The 14,589-nt window shown below is 67.5% G+C and carries 13 protein-coding genes; 2 read left to right on the top strand and 11 right to left on the bottom strand.

Going from position 1 to position 14,589, the window contains the following annotated elements; genetic code table 11:
- Together ppk2 and ABW137_RS33365 are read right to left on the bottom strand one after the other, a co-directional pair.
- A partial coding sequence (gene ppk2 / locus ABW137_RS33370) for a polyphosphate kinase 2 (protein WP_526406817.1) occupies nucleotides 1-721 on the bottom strand: 721 nt, incomplete at its 3' end.
- A 24-nt stretch (nucleotides 722-745) separates the two neighbouring features.
- Entirely contained in the window at nucleotides 746-2,155 is a 1,410-nt protein-coding gene (locus ABW137_RS33365) for a WS/DGAT/MGAT family O-acyltransferase (protein ID WP_526406823.1), read from the bottom strand.
- Between the two features lie 170 nt (nucleotides 2,156-2,325).
- On the opposite strand from ABW137_RS33365, the gene ABW137_RS33360 reads away from it, so the two are divergent.
- Entirely contained in the window at nucleotides 2,326-2,838 is a 513-nt protein-coding gene (locus ABW137_RS33360; protein ID WP_526406815.1) for an Rv3235 family protein, read from the top strand.
- Nucleotides 2,839-2,868: 30 nt separating this feature from the next.
- Here the strand turns inward: ABW137_RS33360 and secA are convergent, their stop codons facing one another.
- The 4 genes from secA to ABW137_RS33340 form a co-directional block, all read right to left on the bottom strand.
- Entirely contained in the window at nucleotides 2,869-5,712 is a 2,844-nt protein-coding gene (secA, locus tag ABW137_RS33355) for a preprotein translocase subunit SecA (protein ID WP_526406813.1), read from the bottom strand.
- A gap of 142 nt (nucleotides 5,713-5,854) precedes the next feature.
- Nucleotides 5,855-6,487, bottom strand: a complete 633-nt coding sequence (gene hpf, locus ABW137_RS33350) for a ribosome hibernation-promoting factor, HPF/YfiA family (RefSeq protein ID WP_526406821.1) — start codon at nucleotides 6,485-6,487, stop codon at nucleotides 5,855-5,857.
- A gap of 361 nt (nucleotides 6,488-6,848) precedes the next feature.
- Nucleotides 6,849-7,472: a ComF family protein gene (locus tag ABW137_RS33345; protein WP_526406811.1), complete on the bottom strand. Its 624-nt coding sequence runs from the start codon at nucleotides 7,470-7,472 to the stop codon at nucleotides 6,849-6,851.
- A 32-nt stretch (nucleotides 7,473-7,504) separates the two neighbouring features.
- Nucleotides 7,505-7,960: a MarR family winged helix-turn-helix transcriptional regulator gene (locus ABW137_RS33340; RefSeq protein WP_526406809.1), complete on the bottom strand. Its 456-nt coding sequence runs from the start codon at nucleotides 7,958-7,960 to the stop codon at nucleotides 7,505-7,507.
- Between the two features lie 130 nt (nucleotides 7,961-8,090).
- Here ABW137_RS33340 and ABW137_RS33335 point away from each other — a divergent pair, with 130 nt between their 5' ends.
- Nucleotides 8,091-9,356 (top strand): alpha/beta hydrolase, encoded by a 1,266-nt coding sequence (locus tag ABW137_RS33335; RefSeq protein WP_526406807.1) that lies wholly within the window; start codon nucleotides 8,091-8,093, stop codon nucleotides 9,354-9,356.
- Between the two features lie 18 nt (nucleotides 9,357-9,374).
- On the opposite strand, the gene lpqB is transcribed toward ABW137_RS33335, so the two are convergent.
- The 5 genes from lpqB to ABW137_RS33310 all read right to left on the bottom strand — a co-directional run.
- Complete coding sequence (gene lpqB, locus ABW137_RS33330) at nucleotides 9,375-11,123, bottom strand: MtrAB system accessory lipoprotein LpqB (RefSeq protein WP_526406819.1); 1,749 nt, start codon at nucleotides 11,121-11,123, stop codon at nucleotides 9,375-9,377.
- Nucleotides 11,124-11,155: 32 nt separating this feature from the next.
- A complete protein-coding gene (gene mtrB, locus ABW137_RS33325; protein WP_526406805.1) occupies nucleotides 11,156-12,805 on the bottom strand; it encodes an MtrAB system histidine kinase MtrB in 1,650 nt (549 codons plus the stop codon).
- Nucleotides 12,806-12,851: 46 nt separating this feature from the next.
- Nucleotides 12,852-13,538, bottom strand: a complete 687-nt coding sequence (gene mtrA / locus ABW137_RS33320; protein WP_526406803.1) for a two-component system response regulator MtrA — start codon at nucleotides 13,536-13,538, stop codon at nucleotides 12,852-12,854.
- A 56-nt stretch (nucleotides 13,539-13,594) separates the two neighbouring features.
- Nucleotides 13,595-14,224 carry a dTMP kinase gene (locus ABW137_RS33315; RefSeq protein ID WP_526406801.1) on the bottom strand — a complete coding sequence of 210 codons (630 nt, stop codon included), beginning with the start codon at nucleotides 14,222-14,224 and terminating at the stop codon, nucleotides 13,595-13,597.
- 92 nt (nucleotides 14,225-14,316) lie between these two features.
- On the bottom strand, nucleotides 14,317-14,589 hold a 273-nt coding region (locus ABW137_RS33310), incomplete at its 5' end, for an adenosylhomocysteinase (protein WP_526406799.1).

Below are 14,589 nucleotides of genomic sequence, written 5' to 3'. Positions count from 1 at the left end.
TGTTCAGCCGCGCATGCTTCTTGACATCGGACTCCACGACGTACCAAGGGCTCTGCGGGGTATCGGTGTGCACCATCATCTGATCCTTGGCGCGCGAGTAGTCCTCCCAGCGGTACACCGATTCGAGGTCCATCGGGGACAGCTTCCACTGCCGGACCGGGTCCTTGAGCCTGGACCGGAACCGGCGCAGCTGTTCGTCGTCGGACACCGAGAACCAGTACTTGCGCAGCAGGATGCCCTCTTCGATCAGCATCTGCTCGAAAATCGGTGTCTGGCGCAGGAACAACGTGTGCTCGGCCGGGGTGCAGAACCCCATCACCTTCTCCACACCGGCACGGTTGTACCAGGACCGGTCGAACAGCACGATCTCACCCTTCGCCGGGAGATGCGCAATGTAGCGCTGGTAGTACCATTGGCCGCGCTCGCGGTCGGTCGGGGCGGGCAGCGCGGCGATCCGCGCGATGCGGGGGCTGAGGTATTCGGTGATGCGTTTGATGGTGCCGCCCTTGCCCGCAGCGTCACGACCCTCGAAGATCACCGCGACGCGTGCGCCGGTGGCCTTGGTCCATTCCTGAAGTTTCACGAATTCGGTTTGCAGCCGGAACAGTTCGGCTTCGTAGACGTCGTTCGGGAGCTTGTTCTTCTTGACTGGTTTCGTCTTCTTGACTGGCTTCGCGTTCTTGACTGGCTTCGTCTTCTTCGCCGACTTGTCCTTGCTCATCGACGAATCCTAGTGCGCTCGGAGTTACTGCGCCGCCTCGAGTAATTCGTCGAGGGACTCGCGTAGCAGCACCGGCAGCATCTCGACGTCACTCATCGCGTCACGGTCGGCGTTGACGCCGAAGTACAGCATGCCGTTGTAGGACGTCACGCCGATTGCCAGTACCTGCTTGATGAGCAGCGGCGGAACCGAGTACGTCTCCAACAGCTTCGTGCCCGCGACGTACATCTGTTTCTGGGCACCGGGCACGTTCGTGATCAACAGGTTGAACTGCCGTGCCGAGAAGCTGGTGGCGACGCGAGTTCCCATGGCGTGCAACGTCGGTGGCGCAAACCCCGACAGCGTGACGATGGTCCTCGCGTCGACGAGGCTGGCGGCCGTCGAGTGCGACTCAGTCGCATGCGCGATCTGCGACAGCCGCACCACGGCGTTGCCCTCCCCGACCGGAAGGTCGATCAGAAAGGGCGACACCTCGCGGATGGCCTGCCCGGGCCCCGCCGCGTCGATCTCGGCATCCGGGTACACCGACATCGGTACCATCGCCCGCACCGACGACGTCGAGGTGACCGGCTCGCCGCGCGACAGCAGCCAGTTTCGCAACGTGCCCGCCACGACGGCGAGCACGACGTCGTTGACGTCGCAGTCGTAACGGGCCCGTAGCTGCCGGTACTCCTCCAGCTGATGACTGGCGACGGTGAACCTACGGTTGCGGGACACCGTGGTGTTCAGCGGGCTGCTGGGCGCCGTGCCGCGCGCCAGTGCGCGGGCGACGCCTGCGACCCGCCTGCCCGCGTCGGCCAGTGGGCTCGTGTTGGTCACCAGGTCGGCGACCCCCGAACGGACCGTCGCCAGCTGAGCGCCGGGCCGGGCGACGAACTCGCCGACCGCACCCGCGAGCAGCCGCGCATTGCTCGGCTCGCGACCGGGGATCCAGATGTCCTCGCCGAATTCCGGCGGCTTCTGGCTTCGATCGGCGATGACGTGGCCGATCTCCAGGGCCGTCATGCCGTTGACCAACGACTGGTGGCTCTTGGTGTAGATCGCGATGCGGTTCTTGGCGAGGCCCTCGACGAGATACATCTCCCATAGCGGTCGCGACTTGTCGAGCGGCCGGGAGCCGAGCCGCGCGACCAGGTCGTGCAGCTGCGCGTCGCTGCCAGGAGACGGCAGCGCCGACCGTCTGATGTGGTACGTGATGTCGAACTCGCGGTCGTCGATCCATACCGGCCGGGCCAAGCCGAGAGTGACCTCCCTGACCTTCTGCCGGTACCGCGGGATTTGGGGGAGCCTCTGCTCTACCGTGGCCAGCAGCGACTCGTAGCTGAGCCCGTTGCGCGGCTTGCGCAGGATCGCCAGCGAGCCGACGTACATCGGCGTCGACGTGTTCTCCAGGTGGTAGAACGCGGCGTCCGCCGCCGACAACCTCGTCACCATGGCGGCGCGCACCTCCCCGTTGCTCATCGTCTGAACTCCGTCACGGTAGCCGCCGAAACTGGAAGCCCGCATTACGGGTGCACGAGAGTGTCCTCACGCCGTGCGACCATGAATGCGTCTGCACTCTCCAGCAGAAGTCGTCCCACCGCACCGACCGCTGGAGAGCCGCCGTGACCGCTTCACGCATCCCAACCCGACGTCCCACGTTCACCACGCCGGTCGTCGACTACGAACCGGCACCCATCGGAGCAGTCCAGCCGGGCCTGTGCCCGCCGCCATCCCCCGCCGCGTTGCGCAGGCCCAGCCCGCGGACGCTCCGGTCGGTCCCCGCCGCGTCGGCCGACGCCCCGCCCGTGCCGTCACGGGCGGCCGCGGTCTTCGCCGACACCGCACTGCGTCGAATCCTCGAGGTAGCCGACCGCCGCCGACCGGTGGCCCAGCTCCGGCAGGTCGTGGCACCGGCACTGTTCGACGTCGTCGCGACGCTGACCCGAATGATGGCTGCGGAGGAGCCCGCCGTGCTGCGCCGGGTGCGACTGCGGACGGCGTCGATCGTCGACGGTGAGGCCACCGCCGCGGAGGTGTTCGCGACGTACACCCGGGGCCCACGGGTCCGCGCCATCGCGGGGCGCATCGAAGTCATGGACGGCCGGTGGCGCGTCGTCGCGCTACAAACCGGTTGAGAGCCTTCGTGATTGGGAGCGCGGGACGATCTAGCCCCGACGTGCCTTGGGGGCGCCTCGGTTCTGTTTGCGGGCCGCCTCGCGCCGCTCCCGGCGGGAGGAGCCTGCCGCTGGCGCCGAATGCCGACCGCCGCCCGAACCCTGGACCTCGGCGGAACCGTCCTCGGCGGGACCGGTGTACGTCATGGGCCGCGACTGGTCGTCGTCGATTCCCTTGACCCGCAACGCCGGTGGGGCCTCCTTGGTGCGCTCCTCGGTGGCCACCGCGGTGTCACCGCCAGCGGCCTGAGCCTTCGCGGCGGCGTCGGCAGCGAACTTGGCGAGATTTGCAGGCGGCGCGGTGGTACCGACCTGAGCCGACGGTGCCTGGGCGGGTTGGACCTGAGCGTTGAACAGCAGGCCGACCGACTCCTCCTTGAGTCCGTCGAGCATGCCCATGAACATGTCGTAGCCCTCGCGCTGGTATTCGACGAGCGGGTCACGCTGCGCCATGGCCCGCAGGCCGATGCCCTCCTTGAGGTAGTCCATCTCGTAGAGGTGTTCGCGCCACTTGCGGTCGATGGTGGTCAGCAGCACGCTGCGCTCGAGTTGGCGCATGGCACCCTCGCCGCCGATCGCCTCGAGTTCGGCCTCGCGGGTCGCGTACGCCCGCCGCGCGTCCTCGAGTAGCGCCTCGCGCAGCTCGTCGCGCGTCAGCTCACCGTCCTCGCCGACCGCGTTCGAGTCGATGAGGTCGTGGTGGTCGATGCCGACCGGATAGAGCATCTTGAGCGCATCCCAGAGTGCAGACAGGTCCCAGTCCTCGGAGTAGCCCTCCGCGGTGGCGCCGTCGACGTAGGCGGTGACGACGTCGTCCACCATCTGCTTGGCCTGCTGTTGAACTTCCTCGCCTTCGAGGATCAGGCGACGCTCGGCGTAGATGACCTTGCGCTGCTGGTTCATCACCTCGTCGTACTTGAGGACGTTCTTGCGGACCTCGAAGTTCTGCTGCTCGACCTGGGTCTGCGCGCTCTTGATCGCCCGCGTGACCATCTTGGCCTCGATGGGCACGTCCTCCGGCAGGTTGAGGCGGGTCAGCAGCGACTCCAGGGTGGCGCCGTTGAACCGCCGCATCAGCTCGTCGCCGAGCGACAGGTAGAAGCGGGACTCGCCCGGGTCGCCCTGACGGCCGGAACGACCGCGCAGCTGGTTGTCGATGCGGCGCGATTCGTGGCGTTCGGTGCCCAGCACGTAGAGCCCGCCGCGCTCGCGGACCTCGGCCGCCTCGGCGTCGACCTCGGCCTTGACCTCGGCCAACACCTGGTCCCAGGCAGCCTCGTACTCGTCGGGGGTCTCGACGGGATCGAGGCCGCGGTCGCGCAGCCGGGTGTCGGCAAGGAAGTCGACGTTGCCGCCGAGCACGATGTCGGTGCCGCGGCCGGCCATGTTCGTGGCGACCGTGACGGCGCCGCGCCGCCCCGCCACCGCGATGATGTTGGCCTCCTGCTCGTGGAACTTCGCGTTCAGCACGTTGTGCGGGATCCGACGCTTGGTGAACTGCTTGGACAGATACTCCGAGCGCTCGACGCTGGTGGTGCCGATCAGGACCGGCTGACCCTTCTCGTAGCGTTCGCCGACGTCGTCGACGACGGCGATGTACTTGGCTTCCTCGGTCTTGTAGATGAGGTCGGACTGGTCGGCCCGGATCATGTCCCGGTTGGTCGGGATGGAGACGACGCCGAGACCGTAGATCTCGTGCAGCTCGGCGGCCTCGGTCTGGGCGGTGCCCGTCATGCCTGCGAGCTTGTCGTAGAGCCGGAAGTAGTTCTGCAGCGTGATCGTGGCCAGGGTCTGGTTCTCGGCCTTGATCTCGACGTGCTCCTTGGCCTCGATCGCCTGGTGCATGCCCTCGTTGTAGCGGCGGCCGACCAGCACGCGGCCGGTGAACTCGTCGACGATGACGACCTCGCCGTCACGGACGATGTAGTCCTTGTCGCGGGCGAACAGCTCCTTGGCCTTCAACGAGTTGTTGAGGTAGCTGACCAGCGGTGAGTTGGCGGCCTCGTAGAGGTTGTCGATGCCGAGCTGATCCTCGACGAACTCGACGCCGATCTCGTGCACCCCCACGGTGCGCTTGCGGATGTCGACCTCGTAGTGGACGTCCTTCTCCATCAGCGGCGCGAGTCGCGCGAACTCGACGTACCAGTTCGACGCGCCGTCCGCGGGTCCGGAGATGATCAGCGGGGTGCGGGCCTCGTCGATCAGGATGGAGTCGACCTCGTCGACGATGGCGAAGTTGTGGCCGCGCTGCACCATGTCCGCTTCGGAGTGCGCCATGTTGTCGCGCAGGTAGTCGAAGCCGAACTCGTTGTTGGTGCCGTACGTGATGTCGGCGGCGTACGCGACGCGGCGCTCGTCGGGCGTCATCTGCCCGAGGATCACGCCGACGTCCAAGCCGAGGAAGCGGTGCACACGGCCCATCCACTCGCTGTCGCGTTTGGCCAGGTAGTCGTTCACCGTCACGACGTGCACGCCGTTGCCGCTCAATGCGTTCAGGTAGGCGGGCAACACGCAGGTCAGGGTCTTGCCCTCGCCGGTCTTCATCTCGGCGACGTTGCCGTAGTGCAGTGCGGCGCCGCCCATGAGCTGGACGTCGAACGGCCGTTGATTCAGTACCCGCCACGCCGCCTCACGGGCGACGGCGAACGCCTCGGGCAGCAGGTCGTCGAGGGCGGCCCCGTCCTGAACGCGCTTCTTGAACTCGTCTGTCTTGGCACGCAGCTCGGCATCCGTCAGCTTCTCGACGTCATCGGACAGCGAATTGACATACTCAGCGACCTTCTTGAGGCGCTTGACCATGCGGCCTTCACCGATGCGGAGCAACTTATCGAGCACGCTAATTTCCCCTGTGGGTTCGATGGAACTCGCGAAACTTCAAACGAGGTCCATCGTAGGCGACTCGATGACCTGGCCAGCCAAATGCGCCGCGCTGGCCAGGCCGCCGAGTCCGTCGAGCGGGCTCATGGGGCCCGCTCGGTCAAGAGAGTTTGATCAATCCGTAGTCGTAGGCGTGTCGTCGGTAGACGACGCACGCCCGGTCACTGTCCTTGTCGTGGAACAGGAAGAAGTCGTGGCCGACCAGTTCCATCTCGTAGAGCGCGTCGTCGACGGTCATCGGCGTCGCGGCGTGCTCCTTGGTGCGGACGATGCGGCCGGGCTCGTGGTCGTCGGGCGCCTGGGCGTCCTCTTCGACGGGGGATGGCGTCGGCTCCATCAGTTGGGTGATCGCGGTGGCCTCCGCCAGCGAGACGGGAGTCTTGTCGCCGTAGTGGATCTTGCGCCGGTCCTTGCTTCGCCGAAGTCTGCTCTCGAGCTTGCAGACGGCCGATTCCAGTGCCGCGTAGAAACTGTCGGCGCAGGCCTCTCCGCGAGCGACGGGGCCGCGACCCCTGGCCGTGATCTCCACGTGCTGACAGTTCTTGCGTTGGCGGCGGTTGCGTTCGTGATCGAGCTCGACGTCGAACAGGTAGATGGTCTTGTCGAAGCGCTCCAGGCGCGCCAGCTTCTCTGAGACGTAGGTGCGGAAGTGGTCGGGAATTTCGACGTTGCGGCCCTTGACGACGACCTCGGCGCGCGGGCCCTCTGGCGGCGCTTCCTCGTCAACGACCATCGTCGTGCGGTTGGTGTCCACGGATTGTATTGACATACTTGGCAACTCGTTTCCTCGTGGCTTAATCCGTTCAAGCACGCAGACGGCGTGCCCGGCTGGTCACAGAAACGCGCCGACGGTCGCAGAAAGTGTTCGGCCAGCGGCGCAAGGTGTCGTGTATTCACCTCCTACCGCTGTACGCAGCCGCTTCCGATCGAGGGGCGTCAGTGGGTCTCGACGCCGCCGTGAGTCGTTCACGGGTGGTTGGCCCCGACGGTAGTCCGTGTTCACCTACCTGTGCCACTAAATCCGCACACGTGTTTTGAGTTGTTCATTCCGGTTTGATCTCACCGAAATTGCCGCAGGCGTAGGACGACGCGCTTCACGCGTGCGCAACGGCCAGCATCGCGACCACGTGGGCTCCCGCTGCTTGCAGGACGCGAACCGATTCGCAACCGGTGGCGCCGGTCGTGACGACGTCGTCGAGCACCAGCACTTCCCCTCGCACCGGAGTGCGCACCTTCACCCGACCCGCGATGTTGGCCTGCCGCTGGCCGGGTGACAGGCCAACGGAGTCGCGGGTGAACGCCCGCATCCGCAGCGCGGGCGCGACGACCGTCCCGGGAGGTGCGCCGAGTCGTGCCATCGCGGTGACGGGGTCGCCGCCGCGCTTGCGCGCCGCGGACCAGCGGGTGGGCGCGGGCACCAGCGTCAACGGTGCGTCGATGATGCCCCACGCCAGCAGTCGCGTCAGGCCGTCGTGCACCGCACGGGCAAGTGGCCGGACGAGATCGGTGCGGTCGTGTTCCTTCATCGCGACGATCGCCGCACGCCTGGCCCCCGCGTAGCGACCCAGCGAGAACACCGGAACGCCGGGATCCACCCGGGGCGCGATCAGGACGGGTTCGTCGGTCGCCACCGCGAGGGCCCGAGTGCAGGACTGGCACCACCGCGTGCCGGGTGCGCCGCAGCCGCCGCACTCCAAGGGGAGGACGAGGTCGAGCATGGTGGCAGTGTGGTGGCGGGGTCCGACACCGCTCAGAGGGTGTCGTAGAGGTCGGCGAGCCTGCGGAGCACGGCGGACACCGACCTCACCTGCTCGACACCGAGATCGCCGAGCATCTCGTCCAACGAGCGATCGAGGTGGGTCTGTCGCTCGCGGTGCCTGGCGCGACCCGCCTCGGTGAGCGCGACGGTGGCGACGCGGCGGTCGCCGGTGTCGGCGCGCACCCGGGTCACGTACCCCGCCTTCTCCAGCCCGTTGACCAACTGGGTGACGGCTGCGCTGGTGGTCTCGACCCTCTCGGCGAGCGCACCGACGGTCATCGGCCCTTCCACCGCAAGGCTTTTCAGCGCCCGGGCGTGGGTCATGGAGAGTGCGCCCGGCTCGCGGGTGGCCCGGCCGCGCAGTCGGGCATCGGAGGCACTGAGGGTGTACGCGGCCCTGGCGAAGTCGTCGACCGCAGCCGTCTTGCCGGTCTTGGTCGCGCCCACGCTGCCCCCCAACCAGTACGCGGGTTTTCCGGCTAGCAGGCATTCCCCGCACCCAAACCCTCGATCTACTATACATAAGTACTTAATCAATAAGCACTTATGCAAGTGTGCTGACGTTCAGGAGGCTGTGATGACTATTCGCTCAACCGGACAGAACTGGTCCCTCGACATCGCTTTGGCCCAAGGTGGCTTCAACGCCCTTCACCCCGGCGGCAAGGCCACCCTGGAACAACTCGGACACGACACGACCGACTTCGACAAGGTGTTCGCCCAGGTGCAAAGCGGTGCGATGCTGCCGAAGGCGTGGTCGGTGATCGCCGCCCAGGCTGAAGCGCGCGCCCGCCATCACGAAGAGCACGGCTTCGACCTCACCGCGTCGGATCTCTATCTACGGGCCGCGGTGATGTACGGCCGTGCCCAGTACTCGATCTTCGACAGCGCCGACGCTCGCAAGGCCGCATTCCGCCAACGGTGCGACCACTGCGTGGACCGCCTGTGTGCGCTGCGCGGGAACACCGTGCGCCGGGTCGAGTTGGACTTCGACGGCAAGACCATCTTCGGGCTGCTGCACCTGCCGGGCGGCGACGTAGCGAACGCGCCCGCGGTGATCCTCGGCCCAGGGATGGACATGATCAAGGAGGACTACATCTACGCCGCGCAGCGGTATTACACCTCCCGCGGCGTCGTCGCGTTGTCCATCGAAGGACCAGGCCAGGGCGAGACGCGGTCCGAGGGCCTGACCGTCGGACTGGACAACTACGAGCGGGCCATCGAGACGTACGCCGCGTACCTGGCCGGGCTGCCGCAGGTCGACCCTGACCGGATCGGGATGTTCGGCATCAGCATGAGTGGCTACTGGGCACTGCGCGCACTGGCCAACCCCGATAGCCGACTGCGCGCCGCAGCCACCTTCGAAGCCGTGTCCGGAGACTTCGAGACCATCTTCGAGGCCGCCCAGCCCAGCTTCAAGAACAACTACATGTACATGGCCGGCTACACCGACGAGGACGCCTTCGACCGCGAGCTCAAGGCCCGCATGCCACTTGGCGATCTGGTCACCCACATCACGCGCCCAGTCCTGATGGGCATCGGCGAGTTCGACGAACTGACCCCGGTGCAGAACGCGCTGGCAACCTATGAACGCATCACCGCGCCAAGGGAAATGAGGGTCTACGAGAACGACTTCCACCCCCTTGGCAAGTACGCCGCAGAAGTGTTCGCCTTCGGCGCCGAGTGGATAGTCCGGGCCGTCAACGGCGAATTCGACCAGCCCGGCCGCGACGAACGCCACTTCATGCGTGCCGACGGCGGGGTTGTCGAGGACGGCGCGGACCCACAGTGGTGGCTCGGCGCCACCCCGCAGGCCCTGGGTGCCGCCCGCTCGGCCGTCGAGTGATCGATCGGTCGGGGCCGGTCAGCCGGGCAACACGGGCAGCGCGCCGCCTGCCATCAGCGGCCGCACCTCGGCCCACGTCAGGTTGCCCTCGGCGGCCGATCCGGACAGTTGCAGGACTCCGCGAGCGTCCGCGACGTACAAACTCGACGGGTTGGCCGCGACGGTGGTCACCGGCGTCAGCAGATTCTGGCTCGGGCCATCGGAGTTCACCCCGTCGAGGTTGACGTAGGACACCGGGTGCTGCGGGTCGGTGCGACTGACGACGATGTCGTCGCCGGTGCGCCAGGACAGGGACACCGCGGTGTCGCCGAGCCCGTATCCCAGCCGCCGAGGAAAGTTCAGCACGTACTGCCCCGCAGGCGTCTGTTCCACCCCGGCGAGGATGACCTGACCCTCGACCACCATCGCCGCCCTGGTCCCGTCGCGGGACAGCTGCAGTTCGCGCATCGCCCCCGGGAACTTCGTGAACACGGCCGTGGCATCGACGGGGATGCGCGCGGGCTGCCCGGACGCTGCCTCCTGAATCACCCGGACGACGTTGATGCCGTCGACCACCACCCAGATCGCGTCGTCGAGCGACCAGCTGGGCCGCGACAGCGTGCGACCGTCGATGGCCTGAGCCGCGATGCCGCCGAGCGGTCCAATCCACAGCGACGACGCCATGTCCGGTGCCCCCGGCCGCAACGTCACCACCGACGCAGCCTCCTGGCCGCTGCGCGACAAGGTCGCCGCCGTCTGGTCGGGCATGTCCCCGAATGCGCCGGGCACCCTCGGCGCGCGCTGCCCGTCCAGCGACACCAACGACCCGCCGAGCAGGGCGTGCAGTCCTGCGGCAGCGCCGGGGTCGGCACCGGGATCGGTGGCGGCGACGTCGGTGGTGCTCCACCCCTCGGCGAACCGGTCGTCCAGTGCGGCCCCGTCGGCGTTGATCACGTACGGCCCGTTGATGCCCGCCCGGTTCAGCGTCCAAATGATCTGCGCGGCAAGGAGTTGCCGCGAGTGCGGATCCGTCGTCGACAGGTTGTCCAGGTCGATGCGCGCACCGCCGTAGCCGCGGCCGACACCGGTCTTCCCGCCATCGGCGCGCGTGACCGGGCCGCGCAACCGCAGCGGCGGACCCAGAAGGTTGCGCACCGTGTCGGTCATCTCCGGTCTTGGCCCGGAGACCAACTTGCTCACCAACTCGGTGGGCAGCTGATCGGGATCCGAGACGGCCACGTAGCGGGGATCGGGTACGACCGTCTTTCCCGTCGGGTCGACGAAGTACAGCGTGCTGCGCTTGTAGGTCTCCTGAAACTGCTGCCAGTCCAGGAACACGCCGTTGGGCAGCTTGTCGATGCGCCACCCACCCGGCGTCTTGACCAGCTCGATCTGGCCGGGGTCGGGCAGCGCCCCCTCCCCCGTCTCGAACACGCCGACATCGGACAACGACCCCAGGATGTCGGCCTTCATCGTTGCCGAGACCCGTTCGGGCCCACGGGTTTCCACGAACACCACCCGGTCGATCAGCAGGGCGCTACCCGCGTCGTCCCACGTACTCGACGCCGACTCGGTGAGGAACTGGCGCGCCGCGAGGTGCCTATTCGCAGGGTCCGCGGTGGCCTTCAGGAACTCGCGCAGCAGGACGTCGGGATCCATCCCGGGGGTCGGGGTGGGCAGGCTCGGCGGGGCGGGCCGATCCATGGTGCCGATGGCCTGCGGCGCAGACGAACTCGGCACGCCCGCGCAACCGGCCAGTGACAGCAGCAGAAGCACGGCCAGTAACAGCCGGGCCGACCGGGCCGACCCAACGCCACGTTTCACGCCCGCTCCCCCGCGGGTTCGCGCTCGCGGGTGGGACGACGGGGCGGCCCGTCGGGCCCAATGGGCTTGAGCGGCAAAGGGCTCGCCGTCACCTTGTGGCCACGCACCAACGGCAGGGTCAGCCGGAAGCAGGCCCCCTTGCCAGGCTCGCCCCACGCTTCGAGCCTGCCCTGGTGCAGCCGCGCGTCCTCGATGCTGATGGCCAGGCCGAGCCCTGTCCCGCCGGACCGGCGGACCCGGGACGGATCGGAGCGCCAGAAGCGGCTGAAGACCAGCTTCTCCTCACCTGGCCGGAGTCCAACGCCGTAGTCGCGCACGGTGACGGCGACGGTGTCCTCGTCGGCGGCCATCCTGATCCGGACGGGTTTGCGCTCGGCGTGGTCGATGGCGTTGGCGATGAGGTTGCGCAGGATGCGCTCCACCCGACGCGCGTCGACCTCGGCGATGACGGCCTCGGCGGGAAGGTCGACGATCAGGTCGACGGACGCGTCCTTGGCCAGGTGCCCGACGTTCTCAAGGGCGCCCTCGACGACGGTGCGCAGATCCTCGGATTCGACCGACAGCTCGGCGACACCCGCGTCGTGCCGGGAGATTTCGAGCAGGTCGGCCAGCAGGGTCTCGAACCGGTCCAGTTCGTTGACCATCAGCTCCGTCGCCCGGCGCAGGGCGGGTTCGAGATCCTCGCTGTGGTCGAAGATCAGATCGGCGGCCATGCGGACCGTCGTCAACGGCGTGCGCAACTCGTGACTGACGTCGGAGGTGAACCGGCGCTGCAGGTTTCCGAACTCCTCCAGCTGCGTGATCTGCCGCGACAAGCTCTCGGCCATGTCGTTGAACGACACCGCGAGCCGGGCCATGTCGTCCTCGCCGCGCACCGGCATCCGTTCGGTCAGATGGCCTTCGGCGAACCGCTCGGCGATCCGGGACGCCGAACGCACCGGGAGCACGATCTGACGGGCGACCAGTAGCGCGATGGCGGCCAACAGGCCGAGCAGCACGATGCCACCGGTGAGCATGGTGCCGCGCACCAACGAGATGGTGCTCTCCTCGTTGTTCAGCGGAAAGATCAGGTAGAGCTCAAGATTGGTCACGGGTGACGACGTGGGGCTGCCGACGATCAGGGCGGGACCCGAGAAGCCGTCGGTGCGCACCGTGGCGTACTGATAGCTGACCTGTCCAGCCTTGACGAAGTCCCGCAACGTGTTTGGCACCTGCTGAACAGGACCTGCGGCGGTGGCGGCCCGCGGCCCGTCGCCGGGCACCACCAGGACCGCGTCGAACGCCCCGGCCAGGCCAGCACCCGAGTCGACCTTGCGATCGACGAGCGTGTTGCGGGCCAATTGCAGGCTGCTGTCCAGCGAGCGCGCCTCCTCGCCGCCGACGATGCCGCTGACGGTGTTCCTGGCGCGCTCGATCTGCTCCGTCGCGGCCCGCACCTTGACCTCCAGGATGCGGTCCGTGATCTGGCTGGTCAGCACGAAGCCGAGAACCATGATGACGGCGAGCGACAACCCGAGCGTCAAGGTGACGACCCGCAGCTGAAGGGAGCGGCGCCAGGCGAAGCTGAGCGCCCTGCCAAGAGCGCCGAGGCCGCGCAGCATCGGGGCTGAGCGGCTTCGGATGCGACGTCTGGAACTCCAGATCACGGCGACCGCCGAGCGGTCGAAGTCGTGACGACCGCGGGCGGTCCGATCACGGGGGTCCGGCCTTGTACCCCACTCCTCGAACGGTGAGCACCACCTGCGGGTTCTCCGGATCCGTCTCGACCTTGGCCCGCAACCGCTGGACGTGCACGTTCACCAAACGGGTATCGGCAGGGTGTCGGTAGCCCCATACCTGTTCGAGTAGCACATCCCGAGTAAACACCTGCCGCGGTTTCCGCGCCAACGCCACCAGCAGGTCGAACTCCAGCGGGGTCAGCGAGATCTGCTCACCACCGCGGGTCACCTTGTGCGCGGGAACGTCGATCTCGACGTCGGCGATCGACAGCATCTCCGCGGGTCCGTCGTCGTTGCGGCGGAGGCGCGCACGCACGCGTGCGACGAGTTCCTTCTGCTTGAACGGCTTCATCACGTAGTCGTCGGCACCGGATTCCAGGCCGAGCACCACATCGACCGTGTCGGTCTTGGCGGTGAGCATGACGATCGGCACACCCGAGTCAGCCCGCAGCACGCGGCAAACGTCGATGCCGTTCATGCCGGGCAACATGAGGTCCAGTAGCACCAGGTCGGGGCGCAACTCGCGGACGGCGGTCAGCGCCTGGCTGCCGTCACCGATGACCGCGGTGTCGAAGCCCTCGCCCCTCAGGACGATCGTGAGCATCTCGGCGAGCGACGGATCGTCGTCGACGACCAGAATCCTTTGCCTCATGGCGACCATCGTGTCACCAGATTGCGATAAACCTCGGTTACCACACCGGGCGATTTGCCTGCAGATCAGGCCATCAATGTGCGCCCGAGGTCCGGCGCCGCGACGTCCGGCCCGGCAACCACCCATCGGCCGCACCAATCGGCCGCTGCCAACGCGGCGTAGGCGTCCCCGGTACGCCGCTGCAACCCGTCGTCGCGCTCGTAGGCGTCGCGCTTCCTGGCGGCGTCGGCGGCCTCCCGCCGCAGGGCCCGTTCGGCAGCCAGTTCGGTGGGCACGGCGAGCAGCACCTGCCAGTCGGGGCTTGGCACCGCGAACCGCCCGAACTCCAACTCGCGCACCCACGCCACCACCTCGCCGTCGACGTCCTGGTGAAGTCGGGCGGCACTGTAGGCGGCATTCGACGCGACGTAGCGGTCGAGGATGACGACGTCGTGGCTCGACCTGAGCCGTTCGATCTCGCCCTTGGCATCCGCGCGGTCGAGCGCGAACAGCGTGGCCATGGCGTAGACCGACGACGAGAGGTCTCCGTGGCCGCCATGCAGCGCTTCCGCGGCGAGGTCGGCGTGCACCGATTGCTCGTAGCGCGGAAACGCGAGCTGGGCGACGGTCTTGCCTGCGGCCTCGAACGAGGCGCGAAGTCCCTCGGTCAGCGTGCGCTTGCCTGCGCCGTCGACCCCCTCGATCGCGATGAGCACGGCCGTCAATCTATCCCCACACGCGAGTGGCCAGTTACCACACGCCAAACACGGGAAGGCGCGCACTAACTGGCCACTCGGCGAGTGCTACCTCAGTAGCGGTAGTGCTCCGGCTTGTACGGGCCGTCGACGTCGACGCCGATGTACTCGGCCTGCTCCTTGGTGAGCTTGGTCAGCGAGCCGCCCAACGCCTCGACGTGGATCTTGGCGACCTTCTCGTCGAGGTGCTTGGCCAACCGGTAGACCTCGTTGTCGTACTCGTCGTTCTTGGTCCACAGCTCGATCTGGGCGATCACCTGGTTGGAGAAGCTGTTGCTCATCACGAAGGACGGGTGTCCGGTCGCATTGCCCAGGTTCAGCAGGCG

This window comes from Mycobacterium sp. (assembly GCF_040509115.1).
Taxonomy (GTDB): domain Bacteria; phylum Actinomycetota; class Actinomycetes; order Mycobacteriales; family Mycobacteriaceae; genus Mycobacterium.
This window is presented reverse-complemented; position numbering and strand designations above follow the sequence as displayed.

Coding starts and splice junctions, on each gene's coding strand:
- ABW137_RS33335 (WP_526406807.1), top strand. CDS start 8,091: ATGACTATTCGCTCAACCGGACAGAACTGGTCCCTCGACATCGCTTTG.
- mtrA (WP_526406803.1), bottom strand. CDS start 13,538: ATGGTCGCCATGAGGCAAAGGATTCTGGTCGTCGACGACGATCCGTCG.
- ABW137_RS33365 (WP_526406823.1), bottom strand. CDS start 2,155: ATGGTGACGAGGTTGTCGGCGGCGGACGCCGCGTTCTACCACCTGGAG.
- ABW137_RS33345 (WP_526406811.1), bottom strand. CDS start 7,472: ATGCTCGACCTCGTCCTCCCCTTGGAGTGCGGCGGCTGCGGCGCACCC.
- hpf (WP_526406821.1), bottom strand. CDS start 6,487: ATGGTCGTTGACGAGGAAGCGCCGCCAGAGGGCCCGCGCGCCGAGGTC.